The 17,741-nt window shown below is 69.6% G+C and carries 17 protein-coding genes and 3 tRNA genes; 11 read left to right on the top strand and 9 right to left on the bottom strand.

Going from position 1 to position 17,741, the window contains the following annotated elements:
- Window positions 1–103 precede the first annotated feature (103 nt).
- The 3 genes from EVS81_RS00640 to EVS81_RS00630 all read left to right on the top strand — a co-directional run bounded on the left by EVS81_RS00640 (window position 104) and on the right by EVS81_RS00630 (window position 393).
- A tRNA-Gly gene (locus EVS81_RS00640) sits at window positions 104–179 on the top strand.
- A gap of 42 nt (window positions 180–221) precedes the next feature.
- Window positions 222–292 (top strand) — tRNA-Cys (locus EVS81_RS00635).
- Between the two features lie 29 nt (window positions 293–321).
- A tRNA-Val gene (locus EVS81_RS00630) sits at window positions 322–393 on the top strand.
- A gap of 187 nt (window positions 394–580) precedes the next feature.
- Here EVS81_RS00630 and EVS81_RS00625 read toward each other — a convergent pair.
- Entirely contained in the window at window positions 581–1,084 is a 504-nt protein-coding gene (locus tag EVS81_RS00625; RefSeq protein ID WP_130108680.1) for a hypothetical protein, read from the bottom strand.
- A 101-nt stretch (window positions 1,085–1,185) separates the two neighbouring features.
- Here EVS81_RS00625 and EVS81_RS00620 point away from each other — a divergent pair, with 101 nt between their 5' ends.
- Window positions 1,186–1,608: a DUF1801 domain-containing protein gene (locus tag EVS81_RS00620; RefSeq protein ID WP_130108679.1), complete on the top strand. Its 423-nt coding sequence runs from the start codon at window positions 1,186–1,188 to the stop codon at window positions 1,606–1,608.
- A 74-nt stretch (window positions 1,609–1,682) separates the two neighbouring features.
- Complete coding sequence (locus tag EVS81_RS00615) at window positions 1,683–2,027, top strand: Pr6Pr family membrane protein (RefSeq protein ID WP_240739898.1); 345 nt, start codon at window positions 1,683–1,685, stop codon at window positions 2,025–2,027.
- Between the two features lie 52 nt (window positions 2,028–2,079).
- Here EVS81_RS00615 and EVS81_RS00610 read toward each other — a convergent pair whose 3' ends face one another.
- Window positions 2,080–2,265, bottom strand: a complete 186-nt coding sequence (locus EVS81_RS00610) for a CsbD family protein (RefSeq protein WP_130108678.1) — start codon at window positions 2,263–2,265, stop codon at window positions 2,080–2,082.
- A gap of 82 nt (window positions 2,266–2,347) precedes the next feature.
- Here EVS81_RS00610 and EVS81_RS15965 point away from each other — a divergent pair, with 82 nt between their 5' ends.
- Complete coding sequence (locus EVS81_RS15965) at window positions 2,348–2,524, top strand: VOC family protein (RefSeq protein ID WP_240739897.1); 177 nt, start codon at window positions 2,348–2,350, stop codon at window positions 2,522–2,524.
- A gap of 16 nt (window positions 2,525–2,540) precedes the next feature.
- Here EVS81_RS15965 and zapE read toward each other — a convergent pair whose 3' ends face one another.
- Together zapE and EVS81_RS00600 are read right to left on the bottom strand one after the other, a co-directional pair.
- The gene (zapE, locus tag EVS81_RS00605; RefSeq protein WP_130108677.1) at window positions 2,541–3,605 is read right to left on the bottom strand and encodes a cell division protein ZapE; all 1,065 of its coding nucleotides are present in this window, start codon (window positions 3,603–3,605) and stop codon (window positions 2,541–2,543) included.
- 87 nt (window positions 3,606–3,692) lie between these two features.
- Window positions 3,693–4,868, bottom strand: coding sequence for an alpha/beta hydrolase family protein (locus EVS81_RS00600; RefSeq protein WP_130108676.1), 1,176 nt, complete (start codon window positions 4,866–4,868; stop codon window positions 3,693–3,695).
- Window positions 4,869–5,003: 135 nt separating this feature from the next.
- On the opposite strand from EVS81_RS00600, the gene EVS81_RS00595 reads away from it, so the two are divergent.
- From EVS81_RS00595 to EVS81_RS00580, 4 genes are all read left to right on the top strand, one after another.
- A complete protein-coding gene (locus tag EVS81_RS00595; protein WP_130111207.1) occupies window positions 5,004–5,576 on the top strand; it encodes a DUF3000 domain-containing protein in 573 nt (190 codons plus the stop codon).
- A 3-nt stretch (window positions 5,577–5,579) separates the two neighbouring features.
- A complete protein-coding gene (locus EVS81_RS00590) occupies window positions 5,580–6,764 on the top strand; it encodes an HRDC domain-containing protein (protein WP_130108675.1) in 1,185 nt (394 codons plus the stop codon).
- A 124-nt stretch (window positions 6,765–6,888) separates the two neighbouring features.
- On the top strand, window positions 6,889–8,082 hold the full coding sequence (locus tag EVS81_RS00585) for a thiolase family protein (RefSeq protein ID WP_420813271.1): 1,194 nt from the start codon (window positions 6,889–6,891) through the stop codon (window positions 8,080–8,082).
- Between the two features lie 6 nt (window positions 8,083–8,088).
- Window positions 8,089–10,224 (top strand): 3-hydroxyacyl-CoA dehydrogenase NAD-binding domain-containing protein, encoded by a 2,136-nt coding sequence (locus tag EVS81_RS00580; protein ID WP_130108673.1) that lies wholly within the window; start codon window positions 8,089–8,091, stop codon window positions 10,222–10,224.
- 74 nt (window positions 10,225–10,298) lie between these two features.
- Here EVS81_RS00580 and dxs read toward each other — a convergent pair whose 3' ends face one another.
- The 5 genes from dxs to dut all read right to left on the bottom strand — a co-directional run bounded on the left by dxs (window position 10,299) and on the right by dut (window position 17,153).
- Window positions 10,299–12,236: a 1-deoxy-D-xylulose-5-phosphate synthase gene (gene dxs / locus EVS81_RS00575; RefSeq protein ID WP_130108672.1), complete on the bottom strand. Its 1,938-nt coding sequence runs from the start codon at window positions 12,234–12,236 to the stop codon at window positions 10,299–10,301.
- 68 nt (window positions 12,237–12,304) lie between these two features.
- On the bottom strand, window positions 12,305–14,992 hold the full coding sequence (gene acnA, locus EVS81_RS00570; RefSeq protein WP_130108671.1) for an aconitate hydratase AcnA: 2,688 nt from the start codon (window positions 14,990–14,992) through the stop codon (window positions 12,305–12,307).
- Window positions 14,993–15,120: 128 nt separating this feature from the next.
- Window positions 15,121–15,948, bottom strand: a complete 828-nt coding sequence (locus EVS81_RS00565) for a DUF3159 domain-containing protein (RefSeq protein WP_130108670.1) — start codon at window positions 15,946–15,948, stop codon at window positions 15,121–15,123.
- Window positions 15,945–16,631, bottom strand: coding sequence for a DUF3710 domain-containing protein (locus tag EVS81_RS00560; protein WP_205879361.1), 687 nt, complete (start codon window positions 16,629–16,631; stop codon window positions 15,945–15,947). Before EVS81_RS00560 ends, EVS81_RS00565 begins: the two co-directional genes overlap by 4 nt.
- A gap of 84 nt (window positions 16,632–16,715) precedes the next feature.
- A complete protein-coding gene (dut, locus tag EVS81_RS00555; RefSeq protein WP_130108668.1) occupies window positions 16,716–17,153 on the bottom strand; it encodes a dUTP diphosphatase in 438 nt (145 codons plus the stop codon).
- 87 nt (window positions 17,154–17,240) lie between these two features.
- On the opposite strand from dut, the gene EVS81_RS00550 reads away from it, so the two are divergent.
- Complete coding sequence (locus EVS81_RS00550; RefSeq protein ID WP_130108667.1) at window positions 17,241–17,720, top strand: DUF3093 domain-containing protein; 480 nt, start codon at window positions 17,241–17,243, stop codon at window positions 17,718–17,720.
- The last annotated feature ends 21 nt before the right edge of the window (window positions 17,721–17,741 follow it).

Genomic DNA, 17,741 nt, shown 5'->3' with positions numbered 1-17,741 from the left:
CGACAGCGCGAATCCGGGCGGCGCGCCCGGGCGGCTCGAACCGATTTGCGCGGAGTCGCGAATCACCCCTATAGTTGTTCAGGTCGCGGCAACGCGGCGGAGTGCGGATGTAGCGCAGTTGGTAGCGCATCACCTTGCCAAGGTGAGGGTCGCGAGTTCGAGTCTCGTCATCCGCTCCAGTGATCGGTTCACCCGGTCGCTCATGTGGTGGCAACCACTGCGGTGGCGTGGCCGAGAGGCGAGGCAGCGGCCTGCAAAGCCGTATACACGGGTTCGAATCCCGTCGCCACCTCGTTTCGAACAACTGAATAGCCTGATCAGGCGCGATTGGCGCAGCGGTAGCGCGCTTCCCTGACACGGAAGAGGTCACTGGTTCGATCCCAGTATCGCGCACAGAGAACAGAGAAGCCCCGGGTCCCCCGGGGCTTCTTGGTGTGTGCGCCGCATGCCGGTCGGCGGCCCTTGCTCCCGGCTTCCAGGACTCCCGAAACCGAGTCGATTGCGCGAACCCGAGCCGTTCTGCCGCGACACACCCCTCGGTCTCGGGCATTCGGCTCAGTTTCGCGCCTTCTGCCGCACCTCAGTGCGTGATGATGGCCTTCGCGAGGATGATCACCGCACCGAACGACGCGGTCGACAGCGCTCCGAGCAACCGGAGATGGAGCGGAGCGCCCTTCCTGAGGTACGCGACGTAGCCGAGACCTGCCAGCGCGGCGACGCAGACCCAGAGGGCAGCCCAGGTCGCCGTGACATCGCGGATCAGCCCGAGACTGCCCAGCACGAGCGGGATTGCGGGAAGCAGGGTCGAGGCCAGCATGCCCCGAGACTTCACGACGGCCTTGCGGGTCGCGGCAGCGATCCCCATCGGCCCCCCGTCGGCGGTTTCCGAGCCGTGGGCCGCGACCGTTGCAGCGTAGACGTGCGCCAACCAGAACACCGCGACGGTGACCGCCGTGAAGAGCAGCGTCTTCCACGCGGGCGCGCCCGCGCTTCCGGACGCCGCGATGAGGCCGGACACCAGCACCAGGCCGTACACGCCCTCCTCGGTGGACATGGCGCGGCTGATCGAGAACTGCGAGCTCATCCCTCAACTGTAGGGGGTTCGCGGAGGAGCGCCGGGAGGGGCGGTACGATCGAGGCCTCCCCCGGTGTCCTGCCGGGTCACTCCGATCCCGAGGAGATCACATGGCTGCGAAGCAACCCGCGATGTCGCCGTCCGACCTTCCCGTAGAAGCGGTGCTCGACCGTGCCACCGGCCCTCGCCGCGAGGAGGCCGACGAACTGCTCGAGATGCACCGCGAGATCAGCGGCGAGCCGCCGGTCGTCTGGGCCGGCCGTATTCTCGGTTTCGGGGAGTACGAGTACCGATATGAGAGCGGCCACGGCGGCCGGGCGCCCCTGCTCGCGTTCGCACCTGGCCCTGCCCGGCACACCGTGTACCTCAGCAACGACTTCTCAGAGCGCTGGCCCGAGCTCATGGACGCGCTCGGCCCCCATCGCGCGAGCAAGGCGTGCCTCTACCTCACGAGGCTCGCAGGCGTCGACCGCTCGGTGCTCCGCGAACTGCTGCGGCGCTCTCTGGACGACACCCTCTCCCAGCAGGTCTGACGTGCGCGCGATGCCCGGGATCCTGCAGACGCCGATTGCGGCGAGGCCGGTGGCCGCCCTCCGCGTCGCCCTGGGTGAGCGCGGTGCTGCCCGCCGCGCCGCCCTGGGTGAGCGCGGTGCTGCACGCCGCGCTGCCCGGGTACGTCGCGCTCGACTGGCTCCTCGTCGGCGACCGGCCGGCTCTGCCCTGGAGCAGTCTCTGGGTCGTGCTCCCCTACCCGCTCGTCTGGATCTCGGTCGTGCTGGTCCGCGGCGCGACCGATGGCTGGGTTCCCTACGGCTTCCTGCTCCCCGCTCACGGGGCGCTCTCGCTCGGGATGCACCTCGCGGGACTGCTGCTCCTGCTGCTCGTCGCGGGGACTGCGGTCTGGGCCTGCAGCAGACTGCCGGGAGCGCCGAGGGCCATCACGCGCGGATGACCCTCGGGCTCGACGGAACAGGGCCCTCGGCCGGCGACCGAGTCGTTCGAGGTTACCGGTCGAAGACGTCCTTCGCGGCGTCCTTCGTCTTCTCGGCGGCGCTCTTGAGGTCGCCCTTGGCCTGATCCGCCTGCCCCTCGGCGACCTTCTGCTCGTCGTCAGTCAGACGACCGACGGCCTCCTTCGCCGTGCCCTTCACCTTGTCCGCGGCTGCCGATACCTTGTCCGATGCACTCATATGGAACCTCCTTCGTGGTTGCGGTCTCCACTGTCCCAGCGCGGCGCGCCGGGCTCCAGGGGGTTGCCCGCAGCGCTGGACTGTGCCAGGGTGGCCGAGCGACGACGGCGATCAGCAGATCCACCTCGACGTGCGAGTCGAGGACTTCGCCGCCGCAGAGGCGGCGCTGCTAAGCCTCGGGGCCCGTTTCGTCGAGGCCCACGAGGGCTCCCGCGTCTATCTCGACGCTGCCGGGCATCCGTTCTGCACGGTCGGCTGAGCAGCGCCGCGCCGGGTCACTGCGGGATCTCGCTCGCCGTCAGCGCGTTGAGGCGCGAGATGCAGCGGAGGTACTTCTTGCGGTATCCGCCATCGAGCATTCCGCCGCCGAACACCGAGGTGAGCGAGATCCCCGTGGCGCGAATCGGGATCTGCGCGTCATAGACGCGGTCGATGAATGCCACGAAGCGCAGCGCGGCCGACTGGTCGGTGAGCTCGTGCACATCGCGCAGGCCGATGCACTGCACGCCGTCGAGCATGCCGACGTAGCTCGACGGATGCACGGTGGCGAGGTGCGCGATCAGCTCAGAGAACTCGTCGTCCGACATCCGCTCGCCCGAGGCCGCCACGTCGGCGAGGGCGAAGCGGTAGGCGTCGTCGCCGAGCACCACGGCGTCGCCCTCGATGTCGCGCTGCCGGTAGTCGACACCGTCGATCCGCACGGCCGAGAAGCGGTCGGACATCGCCTGGATCTCGCGCATGAAGTCGGCTGCGGCGAATCGGCCCTCCCCCAGCGCGTTCGGCGGGGTGTTTGACGTCGCGACGATGCGGGAGCCGGTGGCGGTGAGGTCGCCGATGAGCCTCGTCATGAGCATCGTGTCGCCCGGATCGTCGAGCTCGAACTCGTCGATGCAGATCAATTGCGCGCCCTGCAGCACCCCGACCGCGCCGTTGTATCCGAGGGCTCCCACGAGCGCGGTGTACTGGATGAAGGTGCCGAAGTAGCGCCGGCCTGCCGTCGCGTGCCAGGTCGCGGCGAGCAGGTGGGTCTTGCCCACACCGAATCCGCCGTCGAGGTACACCCCTGGTCGCGCCGATGCATCGGTGCCCGGTTCGGGCGTCCTCTTGCGCCCGAACCCGAAGAAGCCGCCGCGGGCGGGCGGCGTCGCCGGCCGCGTGAAGGCGCGCAGGATATCGCGCGCCTGCTCCTGCGACGGATACTCGGGGTCTGGCCGGTACGAGTCGAACGACGCGTGGTCGAATTGCGGCGGCGGTACCAGGTTGGCGACGAGGTCGGTTCCGGAGATGCTGGGGCTCCGGTCGACGAGGCGAGCGGACCTGTGGGACTTGTCAGAGGACATCGCAGCTAGTGTATCGCTGCTGCTCGGCTCCCGGGCGCCTCGGGCCACCCGACCCTGCGGCACGACCGGGGGGTCGTCGCCCATACCTCAGCCGCGCCACCCGGGCCGCGGCAGCGCGCGCGCGAACTGCTCGGTGACGCGTTCCCACGATTCGGGATCGACATTCCACAGCTTGACGTGCTCGCCGTGCCGCTGCAGCCGAAGCTGAACGAGCGCCGGGCTCGCCTCGGCGAATCTCCGCGCCCCGTCGCAGGGCACGAACGTGTCCTCCTCGCTCGCGTGGATCAGCACGGGCACGTCGACGGCCGTGGCGAACGCCGCGGCGCTGAGGCCCCGGATGGCGAGACCGCCCGGCTCGCCGGCGCGCACGATGCCGCGTCCCAGCAGCTCGATCCCGAGGTCTGCGACGAATCGCGGCGCGGACCGTCCGGCGGCGTGGTGGCGCAGCAGAGCGCTCCAATCGATCGCGGGAGAATCCAGGATCAGCCCGTCGAGGATGCCCCGATATGATCCCCGGGCCGCGGCGACCAGGCACGCGGTGCCGCCCATCGACCAGCCGAAGAGCGTGACGCGCTCGGCGCCGCGGCGCACCGCCTCGTCCATCGCGGCCTCGACATCCCGGCTCTCGGCGATGCCCACTCCGTAGCGGCCGTGGTCGCCGAGCGGCGCACCCGGGTCGTTGCGGTAGCTGATGACGAGGCTCGTGACGCCGGCCCTGGCCAATGGGGCCACCCCGCGGATCGCCTCCTCGGGCAGTGCTCCACGACCGTGCACGTGGATCGCCCAGCGCTTCTTCCGCGCCCGTCTCGGATGCACCAGCCAGGCTTCGGCGTCCCCGTGCTCGGTGGGGTAGAAGATCCGTTCGGTGCGGTATCCGAGCTCCGCGGGATCCGTGTACCACCAGCCCGTGAGGCGCGCAGTGACGCCCTCCCGGAGATCGCCGCGGTCTACGCGCAGCACCTCGCGGGCCACGCCGTCCTGCCCCCGAGCGAGCACCGGCCCGAGCCGAGCATGCCCGGATGCTCGATCGAAGAGCAGCGAGTAGCGTCCCGGCAGCGCGCTGTCGGGTCCGCGCAGCCAGGCGATGGTGGCGTCCGAATCGCGCTGTAGGCGCGTCACCCGCACGAGAGCCTCGGCCTCAGCCGGCGTCACCGCCTTGCGGGCGAGCAGCGTCCCGATGGCGGCGACTGCGATGACCCCGACCGCTGCGGCGCCGGCGCCGATTCCGAGCGCTCGACCGAGTCTGTGTTCCCACTGCCCCATACCCACGACTCTACTCGCGGCCGGCGCCGGGATGCCATCGGGCTGCGGGAAGACACCATCCGGCGGCGGGGATCGGCTGCTTCCCGGCGTGGCACCCGGTCGCCGTTCTCAGCAAACTCTAGAGTTTCCCGTGTGATGGCAAGGATCGGGCAAGAGTCCGTTGAATTCAGTGTCGCCGCCGAACAGATCCGTGAGGCGCGGCTGCGAGCCGAACTCGTTGTCGAGGAGATCCCCGCCCCCGAGCGCATCGCGCCGCAGTCGATCGCGCTTGCCGCAGGCGTCGCCCGCGGCCCCCGTCGCGGACTGACTCCCGAGGGCACGATCGACTCCCACCACGGGGCCGGTCGCTTCGTGCTGATGCGCGATCCCGCTTCTGCCGACGAGTGGGGCTCGCCGTTCCGAGTCGTATGCTTCGCGCAGGCGCCGCTCGAGGTCGAGATCGGCGTCGATCCCTTCATCTCGGATGTGGCCTGGTCATGGCTGGTCGACGCGCTCGATGCGCGGGGCACCGACTACACCTACCTCTCCGGGACCGCGACGAAGACGCTGTCGAGCGGATTCGGAACGCTGGAGGCGCAGGGCGATGCCGCGCAGATCGAGTTGCGGGCGTCGTGGACCCCGCTCGGCACCGACTTCGCCGCACACGCGGAGGCCTGGTCCGAACTCCTGTGCCTGCTCGCCGGCCTGCCTCATGGCGAGGGCGTCTAACCGATGGTCGAGCAGTCCGAACTCGACACGAACTGGTCGCTCGTCACCGACGACCGCGAACTCGAGCGCGCCGCAGAAGCGCTCGCGTCCGGATCCGGCCCGATCGGGGTCGATGCCGAGCGCGCATCGGGCTTCCGCTACGGCGCCGAGGCGTATCTCGTGCAGATGTTCCGCCGCGGGGCGCGTCCGTTCCTGTTCGACCCGACGGAACTGAGCAGCTTCGCCCCGCTGGCCGAGGCGGTCGGCGACGAGGAGTGGATCCTGCACGCGGCGAGCCAGGACATCCCCTGCCTCGACGCGCTCGGGCTGCGTCCGCCGACGCTGTTCGACACGGAGCTCGCCGCGCGACTCCTCGGGTACGAGCGAGTGGGGCTCGGATCCATCGTGGAGTCGCTCCTCGGGATCGCACTGGAGAAGGCGCACTCCGCAGCCGACTGGTCTCAGCGCCCCCTGCCCGAGCCCTGGCTGGAGTACGCGGCACTCGATGTCGCACTCCTGCCCGACCTCAGAGACGCCGTGCTGCGCGATCTCGAACAGCAGGGGAAGACCGACTTCGCGCTTCAGGAGTTCGAAGCGGTGCGCACGCGCCCGGAGAAGCCTCGGCCGGCCGAGCCCTGGCGCAAGCTCTCGGGCGGCCACGCTCTGCGGACCCCGCGCTCGCTCGCGATCGCGCGCGAGCTCTGGCTCGCCCGCGACGCACTCGCCAGGGAGCGGGATCTGGCCCCGGGACGTCTGATCCCCGACGCCTCGATCGTGGCCGCAGCGGCCGCGAATCCCCGTTCCCGGAACGATCTCGCGCGTCTGCAGGCCTTCCGCGGACGAGCCAGCCGCACCGAACTCGACCGTTGGTGGAGAGCCGTGCTCGCGGGCAAGACGACCGACGATCTGCCGGGGCCGAAGACGCGCGAGCCCGGCTCGATTCCTCACCACCGCGGATGGCCGCAACGCCACCCCGAGGCCGCAGCGCGTCTGGCCGCAGCCCGAGCGGGCATCGTCGCCGAGGCCGAGCGCCGGCACATCCCCGTAGAGAATCTGCTGACGCCCGACCATCTCCGTGCCGTGACGTGGATGCCACCGGTCCCGCCAACTCCGGACGCAATCGCACTCCGTCTCAAGGAGCTCGGAGCGAGGGACTGGCAGATTGGCATAACTACACCAATTATCGCAGCGTCATTTGTAGACTTCTAATAACATTTTTTCGCGAGATGCACCGGATTCCCGTGAATCCTGACGGAGGCTCCCAAAAGTGAGACTGCGTCTCTAGGATGGGTGGGGACGCAGTTCACATACCTATGGAGGCGAAGTGGCCGCAATGAGAGAGGTCGTGTTCGTAGACGGGGTGCGCACCCCGTTCGGACGCGCTGGAGAAAAGGGAATGTACGCGGGAACGCGGGCCGACGACCTTGCCGTCAAGGCGCTGCAGGGATTGCTCGAACGCCACCCGGACCTCCCGCTCGACCGCATCGATGACGTGGGCATCGCCGCGACGACCCAGCAGGGCGATCAAGGGCTGACCCTCGGCCGCACGGTGGCGATCCTCGCCGGCCTGCCCGTCACGGTGCCGGGATTCGCGCTCGACCGCATGTGCGCCGGGGCGCTCACGGTGGCCTCGTTCATGGGAGCCGCAATCGGTGCGGGGCAGTACGACCTGGCGATCGCCGGAGGCGTGGAGCACATGGGGCGCCACCCCATCGGTCTCGATGCCGATCCCAATCCCCGGTTCGTCGCCGAGAAGCTCGTCAGCCCCGACGCGCTGAACATGGGGATCACCGCCGAGCGGCTGCACGACCGCTTCCCGGATCTCACCAAGGAGCGCGCCGACCGCTTCGGGATGCTGAGCCAGCACAAGGTGCAGGCCGCTTACGATCGCGGGGACATCCAGGCCGACCTCGTTCCGGTGGCGACGCGCTCGGGAGCGGGCTGGGGGCTCGCGACCGAGGACGAGGGCCGGCGCCCCGAGACCACTATGGAGGGTCTCGCGGGGCTCAAGACCCCCTTCCGGCCGCACGGACGGGTCACCGCGGGCAACGCCTCGCCGCTCACCGACGGAGCAACCGTGTCACTCCTCGCCGGCGCCGATACCGCTAAGGAACTCGGGCTCACCGCCAAGATGAAGCTCGTCGGATTCGGGTTCGCGGGCGTGCAGCCGGAGGTGATGGGGCTCGGGCCCGTGCCGTCGACCGAGAAGGCGCTGCGGCGTGCCGGTCTCGGTATCGACGACATCGGGCTCTTCGAACTCAACGAGGCCTTCGCCGTGCAGGTGCTCTCCTTCACCGACCACTTCGGGATCGCCGACGACGACCCGCGCGTCAACCCCTGGGGCGGCGCCATCGCGTTCGGCCACCCGCTCGCCGCCTCCGGTGTGCGGCTCATGATCCAGCTGGCCCGGCAGTTCGAGCAGCGCCCCGACGTGCGCTACGGCGTCACCGCGATGTGCGTCGGTCTGGGACAGGGCGGCACCGCCATCTGGGAGAACCCCCGCTTCGACGGCAAGAAGGGCAAGTAGGCAGCCATGACCGACTACAGCAGCATCGACTTCACGCCCATCATCGAGGCCTCAGCCGACGAGGTCGTCACCGAATCGTTCGTACGCGACATCGCACTCCCCTCCGGGGGCACGCTGGCGCTCGTCACCCTCGACAACGGTCGCGACCACACGCGCCCCAACACGCTCGGCCCGCGCACGCTGCAGGGCCTCGCGCGAGTGCTCGACGCGCAGCGCGAACGCGCGGCATCCGGTGAGATCGCCGCGCTGGCGATTACCGGAAAGCCGTTCATCTTCGCGGCCGGCGCCGACCTCTCGAAGGTCTCGACCCTCGCCACCGAGGAGAACGCCCGCCTGATGGCGCAGTACGGGCACTTCGTGCTCGGCAAGCTCGGCACGCTGGGCGTGCCCTCGTTCGCCTTCGTCAACGGTCTCGCGCTCGGCGGTGCGATGGAGATCGCGCTCCACTGCGACTACCGCACCCTCGACTCGTCGGCCGCGGCTCTCGCCTTCCCCGAGGTGTTCCTCGGGATCATCCCGGGCTGGGGTGGCGCCACCATCGTGCCGAACCTCATCGGCATCGAGAACGCGCTCGAGGTCATCGTCTCGAACCCGCTCAAGAACAACCGCATGCTCAAGCCGAAGCAGGCCCGAGAACTCGGGCTCTTCGACGTGATGTTCGGAGCCGCCAGCTTCATCGAGCGGTCCGTCGCGTGGGCCGATGGCGTGATCACGGGAGCGGTGAAGGTCGATCGTCCGAACGTGCCCGGAAAGCTCGAGCGCCTCACCAAGTGGCCGGCCGCGATCAAGATCGCGCGCGACACGTTGAAGGCGCGCATGGGCACGGCGGCCAAGGCGCCCTACATTGCGCTCGATCTGCTCAGCGCAGCCAAGGACAACGATCTCGAGCGCGGGTTCGAGCGCGAGGACGAGGCGCTCGCCGAGCTGATCTCGGGCGATCAGTTCGCCGCCTCGATCTACGCCTTCGATCTCGTGCAGAAGCGCGCGAAGCGTCCCGCCGGCGCTCCTGAAAAGGAGCTCGCGAAGCCCGTCAAGAAGGTCGGCGTGATCGGGGCGGGCCTGATGGCCAGCCAGTTCGCGCTGCTCTTCGCACGCAAGCTGCGGGTGCCCGTGCTCATCACCGACCTCGACCAGTCGCGCGTCGACAAGGGTCTCGCGTACATCCGTGGCGAGATCGACAAGATGCAGGAGAAGGGCCGGCTGACCGCGGACGACGCAAACCAGGTCCGGGCGCTTGTCAGCGGAACGACCGACAAGACCCGCTATGCAGACTGCGACTGGGTGATCGAAGCCGTCTTCGAGGAACTCGGCGTGAAGCAGCAGGTCTTCGCCGAGATCGAGCCGATCATCTCCCCCGAGGCCGTGATCGCGACCAACACCTCTTCGCTGTCGGTCGAAGAGATCGGGGCGCAACTCGAGCACCCCGAGCGGCTCGTCGGATTCCACTTCTTCAACCCGGTCGCGGTGATGCCCCTCATCGAGGTCGTCAAGACGCCGAGCACCGACGACGCGACGCTGGCGACCGCGATGGCGGTCGCCAAGAAGCTCGGCAAGAGCGCGGTCATCACCGCGGACCGGCCCGGCTTCGTGGTCAATCGCCTCCTCGCAAAGGTGATGGGCGAGGCGGCGCGGGCCCTCGACGAGGGAACGCCGATGCCGGTGGTGGAGCGTGCGCTCGCGCCCATCGGTCTGCCGATGGGGCCGTTCGAGCTGATCGACCTGGTCGGCTGGAAGGTCGCCGCTCACGTGCAGGACACGATGGTCGGCGCGTTCCCCGAGCGCTTCTACGCGTCGGAGAATCTGCACCGCCTGGCAGAGGTCGAGGAGCCGCTGAACAAGACCAAGCTGGGCAAGGTCGAGGATCTCTCGAAGGCCGGGAAGAAGGCCGTGGCACTGGGCAAGACCCCGGTGAGCGAAGAGGAGATCCTGCGGCGGGTCGAGGACGAGCTTGCGGGCGAGATCCGGATCATGCTCGACGAGGGCGTGGTCGCAGCGGCCGAGGACATCGACCTGTGCTTGATCCTCGGCGCGGGCTGGCCGTTCCAGGCCGGGGGCGCAACCCCGTACCTGGATCGCGTGGGAGCGAGCGAGCGCACCTTCGGGCGGGCGTTCCACGAGCCCCGCATCGCGGGAGCGCACTAGCGCCGGCCGCCGGTTGAGCGAGCGGTGCGAGCCGAAATCTCGAGAGAAATCAGGTTTCGGCTCGCACCGCTCGCTCAGTCGGCTGCGAGCCCCTCGGGGCGAGCGATCGGGACCCGCTCGCCGCGCACCTGAGCCGCCACATCCGCGGCGATGCGTGCGGCGGTGAGGCCCGCCTCCTCGAGCAGCTCGCCGCGAGACGCGTGCTCGGGGAACTCGTCGGGGGTGCCGAGCTCGCTCACCCCGGTGTCCACGCCGGCGTCCCTGAGGGCCTGCCGGATCCGAGTGCCCACGCCGCCCACGCGGATCCCGTCCTCCAGGCTGACGACGAGTCGGTGGGATCGGGCGAAGTCGATCACCGACCGCGATACCGGCACGACCCACCTCGGATCGATCACGGTGGCGTCGATCCCCTGCGCCGCGAGCAGCTCGGCGGCCTCCAGAGCCACCCGCGCCATGGGCCCGACCGTCACGAAGAGCACGTCGCTCGACGACTCGCCCGCATCGCCCTCGCGCAGCACATCGACGCCGTCGTCCGTGCGGTGCAGGGCCGGGAGCGGGGCGCCCGCCGCACCCTTCGGGTACCGCACGACCGTGGGGCCGTCCGAGACCGCCACTGCCTCCCCCAGGAGCTCACTCAGGGTCGCCCCATCGCGCGGCGCGGCGATGCGGATGCCCGGGACGATCTGCAGCGTGGCGAGATCCCAGACTCCGTTGTGGCTCGCGCCGTCCGGCCCGGTGATCCCCGCCCGGTCGAGCACGAACGTCACGCCGGCCCGGTGCAGGGCCACGTCCATGAGCAGCTGGTCGAACGCGCGGTTCATGAAGGTCGCGTAGATCGCGACCACGGGATGCAGGCCGCCGTAGGCGAGGCCCGCCGCGCTCGTCACGGCGTGCTGTTCGGCGATGCCGACGTCGATCACGCGCTCGGGGTGGCGCTCCGCGAGCAGGTCGAGCCCCGTCGGAGCGAGCATCGCTGCGGTGAGGCCCACGATGCGCTCGTCGGCCTCGGCGAGCTCCACGATCCGCTCGCGGAATACGGAGGTCCAGCTCCGTCCGATCGACTCCTGCATCGGCTCGCCGCTGCCCGGATCGATGCGTCCGACGGAGTGGAACTGGTCGGCGAGGTCGTTCTCGGCCGGCGCGTATCCGCGGCCCTTCTCCGTAATCACGTGCACGAGCGCCGGCCTGCCGTACTCCTTCGCCTGCCGCAGCGCCTGCTCGACCGCCTCGAGATCGTGCCCGTCGACCGGGCCGACGTACTTGATGTCGAGGTTGGAGTACAGATCCTGGTTTCCCGAGGCGCGGCTCGCGATGCCGCGCATGGCACCGCGGGCGGCGCGGTAGACCGTGCGGCCCGGCGTGCCGAACGCCGAGAAGAGCTTCTCGCTCCCCTCCTGCAGCTCCCGGTAGCTCGACGTCGTGCGCACCGAGTTGAGGAAGCGGGCCATGCCGCCGATGGTGGGCGCGTACGAGCGGCCGTTGTCGTTGACGACGATCACGAGGTTGCGATCGTTGTCGTCCGTGATGTTGTTCAGCGCTTCCCAGGTCATTCCCCCGGTGAGCGCGCCGTCGCCCACGACGGCGACCACATGGCGATCGCCCTGTTCGGGGTCCGCGACTGCACGGCGCGCGAATGCCCGCGAGATCCCGTCCGCCCAGCTCAACGAGCTCGAGGCGTGCGAGCTCTCGACCACGTCGTGCGGCGACTCCGCTCGCTGCGGGTATCCGGCGAGGCCCCCGCGCTGACGCAGGCGGGCGAAGTCCTTGCGCCCGGTCAGCAGCTTGTGCACATAGCTCTGGTGGCCCGTGTCGAACACGATGGGATCCCGCGGCGAGTCGAACACGCGATGCAGGGCGATCGTCAGCTCGACCACGCCGAGGTTGGGCCCGAGATGGCCCCCGGTCTTCGCGACCTCGGCGATCAGGAACTCCCGGATCTCGGCGGCGAGCTGTCGCAGCTCTTCGGGATCCAGCCCGTCCAGATCACGCGGCCCCTCGATACCCTCAAGCATGCCGTCAGTCTACTGCCCGCGGTGGGCTCGGGACGCGCGCAGCCCCGAGCCCGTCGCGCGGCCGGCGGCTACACCAGCGAGCGCAGCACGTACTGCAGAATGCCGCCGTTGCGGTAGTAGTCCGCCTCGCCCGGGGTGTCGATGCGCACCACCGCGTCGAAGGCCACCTGCGAGCCGTCGGCCTTGGTCGCGGTGACCGCGACCGTCTTCGGGGTGATGCCCTCGTTCAGCTGCTCCACACCGGAGATATCGAAGGTCTCGGTGCCGTCGAGCCCGAGGTCGTCGGCGCTCTGCCCCTGGGGGAACTGCAGCGGAAGCACGCCCATGCCGATCAGGTTCGAGCGATGGATGCGCTCGAAGCTCTCGGTGATGACCGCCCTCACGCCCAGCAGGCTCGTGCCCTTGGCGGCCCAGTCGCGCGAGGATCCCGATCCGTACTCCTTGCCGCCGAGCACCACCAGGGGCACCCCGGCCGCCTGGTAGTTCTGAGCCGCGTCGTAGACGTAGGCCTGGGGACCGCCCTCCTGCGTGAAGTCGCGGGTGAAGCCGCCCTCGACGCCCGCGCCGCCGTTCTCGCCGGCGAGGAGCTGATTGCGGATGCGGATGTTCGCGAAGGTGCCGCGGATCATCACCTCGTGGTTACCGCGACGCGAGCCGTAGGTGTTGAAGTCCTTCGGGGCGATGCCGTTGGCGACGAGGTACTGACCGGCCGGGGTCTCCGCCTTGAAGCTGCCGGCGGGGCTGATGTGGTCGGTGGTGACCGAGTCGCCCAGCTTGAGCAGCACGCGCGCGCCGGAGATGTCGCTCACGGGCGAGGGCTCGAGCTGCATGCCGTCGAAGTACGGCGCCTTGCGCACGTAGGTCGAACGCTCGTCCCACGCGAAGGTCTTGCCGTCGGGCGTGGGCAGCGAGGTCCAGTGCTCATCGCCGTCGAAGACCGTGGCGTACTTGGAGGTGAACATGTCCGAGTCGATCGACTCGTCGGCGATCTTCTGCACCTCGACCGGGTCCGGCCAGATGTCGCGCAGGAAGACGTCGTTGCCCGCTTCATCCTGGCCCAGCGCCTGCGACTCGAAGTCGAAGTCCATGGTGCCGGCGAGCGAGTAGGCGATCACGAGCGGCGGGCTCGCCAGGTAGTTCATCTTGATGTCGGGGTTGATGCGGCCCTCGAAGTTGCGGTTGCCCGAGAGCACCGCGGTCACTGCGAGGTCGTGGTCGTTGACCGCCTGCGAGATCTCCTCGTTCAGCGGCCCGGAGTTGCCGATGCAGGTGACGCAGCCGTAGCCCACCGTGTAGAAGCCGAGCGCCTCGAGGTCCTGCTTCAGGCCCGACTTCTCGTAGTAGTCGGTGACGACCTTCGACCCCGGCGCCAGAGTGGTCTTGACCCACGGCTTCGCCTGCAGGCCCTTCGCGGCGGCGTTCCGCGCGAGCACGCCGGCGGCGAGCATCACCGACGGGTTCGAGGTGTTGGTGCAGGAGGTGATCGAGGCGAGGGTGACCGCACCGTGGTCGAGCACGAACTCCCGCCCCTGCTGGTCCCGCACCGTGGCGGGGTTCGCGGCCTGCGCGTAGTTCTTCAGATCGGTCTCGAACTGCGTCTTGGAGCGGGACAGCTCGATGCGATCCTGCGGACGCTTCGGTCCGGCGATCGAGGAGACCACGGTGCCCAGATCGAGCTCGAGGTACTCGCTGAATTCGGGCTCGCGCGACGGATCGTGCCACATGCCCTGCGCCTGGGTGTAGGACTTGACGAGCTCGATCGTCTCGTCGCTGCGACCGGTGAGGCGCAGGTAGTCCAGTGTGACGTCGTCGACCGGGAAGATCGCAGCGGTCGAGCCGAACTCGGGGCTCATGTTGCCGATGGTGGCGCGATTCGCGAGCGGCACCGAGCTGACGCCCTCGCCGTAGAACTCGACGAACTTGCCGACGACGCCGTGCTGGCGCAGCATCTGCGTGATGGTGAGCACCACGTCCGTCGCGGTGACGCCCGCGGGGATCTGCCCGGAGAGCTTGAAGCCGACGACCCGAGGGATGAGCATCGAGATGGGCTGGCCCAGCATGGCCGCCTCGGCCTCGATGCCGCCGACGCCCCAGCCGAGCACGCCGAGGCCGTTCTCCATGGTCGTGTGCGAGTCGGTGCCCACGCAGGTGTCGGGGTACGCCTGGAGCACGCCGTCGACCTCGCGCGCGAAGGTGACCCGAGCCAGGTACTCGATATTGACCTGGTGCACGATTCCCGTGCCCGGGGGCACCACCTTGAACTCGTCGAACGCGCCCTGGCCCCAGCGCAGGAACTGGTACCGCTCGCCGTTGCGCTGGTACTCGATCTCGACGTTGCGCGCCGCAGCCCCGGGCGTGCCGTAGACGTCGGAGATGACCGAGTGGTCGATGACCATCTCGGCGGGGGCGAGCGGGTTGATGCGATCCGGGCTGCCGCCGAGGTCCACCACGGCCTCGCGCATGGTGGCGAGGTCGACCACGCACGGCACGCCGGTGAAGTCCTGCATGAGCACGCGCGCCGGGGTGAACTGGATCTCGGTGTCCGGCTCGGCGGCGGGATCCCACCCGCCGAGCGCCTCGATGTGGGCCCGCGTCACGTTGGCGCCGTCCTCGGTGCGGAGCAGGTTCTCGAGCAGCACCTTGAGGCTGTAGGGCAGGCGCTCATGGCCGGGGACCCGGTCGACCCGGTAGATCTCGTAGTCCTGCTCGCCGACGGCGAGAGTGCTCTTCGCGTCGAAGCTGTTGACGGCTCCCATGAGGCTCCTCCGTAGTGTCCGCCGGTCGGGGCGCCCGACCGGCTGTGGTTCTTCGGCCGACGGGCTCGGCCGAGACTCAAGTATCTCGATGTCGAGATAATTCTACACCGTATCCTGCTCCCGTATCGTCACTCCGAGGCCGCGTCGCGCCCCGTGTTTTCAACGGAGTTCGATGCGGGATCATCAGATGAATCGGCGCTCCGGGGGCGGTCGTCCAGCGCGGCAGATACGCGACTGAGTACGAGCCAGGTCAGGATCGCGGCCAGGGCGAAGAGCGGCACCCCCATGAGCAGCCTGGCCAGGCCGAGCGCGTCGGTGGCGGCGGTATCGCCGCGCTGCGCCGCGAAGTAGAGCGGCAGCTGCACGACCAGCCGTGCCGCGAACACCGCGATCCAGAGCAGCGTGCACAGTCGCGCCGCCCGACGCAGCAGCGGCACCCTGCGCCACTCGGTCAGCGAGCCGCGCAGAAAGCCGAGCAGGAGGCCGATGAGCGGCCACCCCACCAGCAGCGATATCGTGTGCGCCGCGATCCACGCTCCGTTGATCCAGAAGCCGGGCAGGAAGTAGTCTTCGCCGCGTCCCGTGACCAGGGTGACCACGACGCAGACGGCAACGCCGATGAGACCCGAGAGCGCGGCCTGCATCGGCTCGCGCCGGATCAGTCGCCAGGCGAACGCGGCGCCGGCCAGCATGAGCGGTGCGATCGCCGAGATCCGAGCGTCCCTCGTGAACACGTATACGCCCAGATACACCGTCGCGGGAAGCAGCGTCTCGGCGATCCCTCGCCAACCGCCGATCGCCTCCAGCAGCCCGCGCGCCGATACCGACTCCCCGTGGAGCCCCGCTTCGACGACGCGCCCGAGACCTGCGCGACGAGGCCCCTCGCCGGGGGTCGCCGCAGAATCTGCCCGAGGGACCGGCTCGTCGGCCCCCTCCGACCCCGGAAGCGTGCTCACGCCTGCGTGGCCTCGCCCTGGGGGTCAGCCGCCTGCGCCTGGGGCTGACGCTGGGCTTGCACTCCCGCGGGCACCTTCAGGGGCAGCAGCTCGCTCGGCGGCATCGGCTGTTCGCCGCGCACCACCACGAGCTCGCGGAAGAGGTCGATCACCGAGTCGCGCGCCGCCGAGTCGACCGCCGCCTTGCCCATGATCACCCCGCGCAGCATCCAGCGAGGTCCGTCGACCGCGATGAACCGCACGATGCGGGTGCCGCCGCCCTGCTCGGCGGATGCCTGACTGCGCACGAGCAGCTCGGGCCCGAGCGCGCCGGCCTCCTCGGAGACGGCGGCTCCCTGCCCGGTCATCTGCTGCGCGAGCTCGCCCCTCACGCCGTGCCACAGTCCCGTGGACTTCGGAGCCGCGAACGCCTGCACCTGCAGCAGCGACTCCGCGTACTCGAGCGAGACGGCCACGACCCGATTCGCGCGCTCGTCGACTTCGAGACGCAGCTGGAGCCCCTCGCGGGGGGCCACCTTGATCCCGCCGAGATCGACGTACGGGCGCATCGCGGGAACCTCACTCGCGTCGAAGGGGCCCGCGTCGGCCCGGTCTTCCGGGGCCGACTTCGCGTCGTCCGATGCGACCGCGGCCGGCTCGCGCAGTTCGATCTCGTCGCCTTCGCGCTGCTCTGCTTCGCTCATCTTCCTCATCACTCCTTTGTCCGAGCCCCGCTCCGGAGACTCCACCAGCGGTCGCGCGTGCGCGACCCGAATGCTCCCCGAACGTCAGTCCCGCAGGCCGGTCGACCCGAACCCGCCCGCACCCCGGTCGCTCTCCGACAGCTCCTGCACCGGCGCGAACACGGCGCGCGAAACCGGCATGACGATCACCTGGGCGATCCGGTCCCCCGGTTCGACGCGAAAGGTGTGCTCGCGATCCGTGTTCAAGAGCACGACCTTGATCTCACCGCGGTATCCCGCGTCGACGGTGCCGGGGCTGTTGACGACGGTGATGCCGTGCTTCGCGGCCAGACCGCTGCGGGGCACCACGAATGCGGCGTACCCCTCCGGCAGCGCGATGGACACGCCCGTGCCGATCAGCGCGCGCTCTCCCGGAGCGATCTCGGCCGCCTCCGCGGCATGCAGATCGGCCCCGGCGTCTCCGGGGTGCGCGTAGCGCGGGGGATACTCGGCACGGATGGGGATCTCTACGACGTCGGTCACCCGGACAGGCTATCGGATCGGGCTGGAGCGGGTGACCCGGAACCGCTCCCGGCCGATGCGATGCCCGGGGAGAGGATAATGGGAGGCATGACCGGAGCCACGACCCCCGACGTATCCACCCGCAGCTATCGCGAGCGCCTCATCCCGGGACCGGGCCTCTTCATCGCACTGCTCCTCGTCGTGCCGGCGGTGGCCCTCGTATTGACCCCCGTCAATGCGGCGATCGCGGTGCCGACCGGAGTGATCGTCTACATCATCGCCGCCGCCACGATGCTGCTGCTCAGTCCCACTATCCGGGTCGCGCAGGGACGCCTCATCGCCGACCGCGCCACGATCCCGGTCGATCAGCTGGGAGAGATCGAGCTGCTCGGCGCGGAGGCGCTTCGAGCCGCCATCGGCCCGGGCCTCGACGCCCGCAGCTTTCTGCTCGTGCGCGGGTGGATCACCCGCGGGGTGCGCATCGAGAATGTCGATCCGGCCGACCCGGCACCCGTCTGGATCCTCACCACCCGGCACCCCCGCCGCCTCGCTGATGCGATCGCAGCGGCCCGCGTCTCCGACTCGTGAACACGCACGGCGCGCGGAGAT

This window comes from Leucobacter triazinivorans, from assembly GCF_004208635.1.
In the GTDB taxonomy this organism is placed as follows: Bacteria; Actinomycetota; Actinomycetes; order Actinomycetales; family Microbacteriaceae; genus Leucobacter; species Leucobacter triazinivorans.
The sequence above is the reverse complement of the archived record's forward strand: the minus strand, read 5'-3'. Positions and strand labels throughout refer to the sequence as shown.

Bases quoted from the DNA above. Each gene is read 5' to 3' on its own strand.
- EVS81_RS00585 (WP_420813271.1), top strand. From the start codon at position 6,889: ATGAGAGAGGTCGTGTTCGTAGACGGGGTGCGCACCCCGTTCGGACGC.
- EVS81_RS00580 (WP_130108673.1), top strand. From the start codon at position 8,089: ATGACCGACTACAGCAGCATCGACTTCACGCCCATCATCGAGGCCTCA.
- EVS81_RS00550 (WP_130108667.1), top strand. From the start codon at position 17,241: ATGACCGGAGCCACGACCCCCGACGTATCCACCCGCAGCTATCGCGAG.
- EVS81_RS00595 (WP_130111207.1), top strand. From the start codon at position 5,004: ATGGCAAGGATCGGGCAAGAGTCCGTTGAATTCAGTGTCGCCGCCGAA.
- EVS81_RS00625 (WP_130108680.1), bottom strand. From the start codon at position 1,084: ATGAGCTCGCAGTTCTCGATCAGCCGCGCCATGTCCACCGAGGAGGGC.
- EVS81_RS00610 (WP_130108678.1), bottom strand. From the start codon at position 2,265: ATGAGTGCATCGGACAAGGTATCGGCAGCCGCGGACAAGGTGAAGGGC.
- EVS81_RS00590 (WP_130108675.1), top strand. From the start codon at position 5,580: ATGGTCGAGCAGTCCGAACTCGACACGAACTGGTCGCTCGTCACCGAC.
- zapE (WP_130108677.1), bottom strand. From the start codon at position 3,605: ATGTCCTCTGACAAGTCCCACAGGTCCGCTCGCCTCGTCGACCGGAGC.
- EVS81_RS00620 (WP_130108679.1), top strand. From the start codon at position 1,186: ATGGCTGCGAAGCAACCCGCGATGTCGCCGTCCGACCTTCCCGTAGAA.
- EVS81_RS00560 (WP_205879361.1), bottom strand. From the start codon at position 16,631: ATGAGCGAAGCAGAGCAGCGCGAAGGCGACGAGATCGAACTGCGCGAG.
- acnA (WP_130108671.1), bottom strand. From the start codon at position 14,992: ATGGGAGCCGTCAACAGCTTCGACGCGAAGAGCACTCTCGCCGTCGGC.
- dxs (WP_130108672.1), bottom strand. From the start codon at position 12,236: ATGCTTGAGGGTATCGAGGGGCCGCGTGATCTGGACGGGCTGGATCCC.
- EVS81_RS00600 (WP_130108676.1), bottom strand. From the start codon at position 4,868: ATGGGGCAGTGGGAACACAGACTCGGTCGAGCGCTCGGAATCGGCGCC.